This is a genomic window from Leptotrichia sp., from assembly GCF_057270615.1.
The window spans coordinates 1-1,575 of sequence record NZ_DBHIXN010000133.1 but is presented as its reverse complement, the minus strand read 5'-3'; the positions used below and the strand labels follow the sequence as shown (position 1 = coordinate 1,575).

Below are 1,575 nucleotides of genomic sequence, written 5' to 3'. Positions count from 1 at the left end.
AAGAAAGACTAACTATAAAAAGTCAAGCATAAATTTTAAAGTTTTTAGATAAAATTTATTGAAAAATTTATGCACAACAAAAATACCTGTCAGTTAGGTTAATGTATTTTTAATTTATTCTATTTTTGTTCTACATAAGGTTCATTCTTTTTTAGTACTGCATAAATAACATGGCACATTTTACGGGCAACTGCATTTACAGCTACTAAATGATGCTTTCCTTCCTTGCGTTTTTTGTCATAAAAATCTTTAAAGATGGTGTCATTCGTACTTGCAACAAAAGCAGCTTGAAACAAGGCTTTTCTTAGGTGTGTTGAGCCACGTTTGCTTAAATGTCCATGCTCTCCGTCAGATTGTCCTGACTGGTTAACAGTTGCATCTAAACCAGCATATGCGACTATCTTCTTATCGCTGGAAAATTTGTTGATGTCGCCTAATTCAGCGAGTATGACAGCTCCTGTCACATAGCCTATGCCAGGTATTGTAAAAATTGGTGTATTCAGGTCTTTTACAATTGATTCTATTTCATTCTCAATGAGTTTTGCCTGATCTTCGATTACCTTAATCTGTTCAATTAAGCATTTAATCTGTATAGAATAGGAACTAAGGGCAAATTTAACTCCAAAAGAAGATTGGGACATTTGTTTAAGACTGTTTAATTTAATAGTTGCAGATTTTTTTAAGGTAATATTCCTTAAAACTTTTTCAAAATCTCTTGTCTTAAGATTTTTAAAATCTTCAGCAGTATTGAAGTTAAGCAATATTTCCTTGGAAGTTTGTCCAAAAATATCACTAAAATATGATGAATATTCAGGAAAAACTAGATCCAGGTTGGCAATAATTTTTCTTTTCAGATCACCAATTTGCTTGATTAAAGAATGTCTAAATCTAGTCATATTACGAAGATTTAAATATTTTTCATCGGCAATGGAAGAAGTTTGAAAGTTTCCAAAGCGGATAAAGTCAGCAATCAGGACAGAGTCGCTGCTATCTGTCTTACGTTTTCTGATGTCAGTTGCATGACGCCAGGCATCAGTTTGAATGGGATTTATAACAATAATATTGAAATCTTTTTCTAACAGGTATGAGTATAGGGCTAGCCAGTAATGTCCAGTAGCTTCCATACCGATGATGATATCATCTGTAGAATATTTTTTTAATTTGTCAATTAAGGAACCAGCCCCATTGCTGGAATTAGAAAAAGAATAGGCTTTAAAAATAGAGTTGCCGTTATCATCAATTAATGAAGCAACATGATTATGCTTAGCAATATCAATGCCTAGGAAAAACATAAAAAACACACCTTCCGTTAATATATTTTAGATAGAAGTCCTCAAGAGCTGATAAAAGTCACTACCTTGTTCAAAATGCGAAGTACACAGGAAGCGTCAACATCTAACTAATTCGTAAACACTTTATCAGAAGAGGCATCACTCTTTCTAACGAAGTTAAAACAACAAGGAAAAACCGATGTCACTCTATCTAATTAAGTATATTATATAAATAAAAAAATATATAATCAATATAAAAAATTTAAAGAAAGGAGCTTGTATAATGTAACTATATTATACAAGG

1 protein-coding gene is annotated in these 1,575 nt (G+C 31.8%); it reads right to left on the bottom strand.

What is annotated here, in order from left to right:
• Window positions 1–119: 119 nt before the first annotated feature.
• Window positions 120–1,292 (bottom strand): IS110 family RNA-guided transposase, encoded by a 1,173-nt coding sequence (locus tag ACO409_RS10905; protein ID WP_485557184.1) that lies wholly within the window; start codon window positions 1,290–1,292, stop codon window positions 120–122.
• Window positions 1,293–1,575 lie beyond the last annotated feature (283 nt).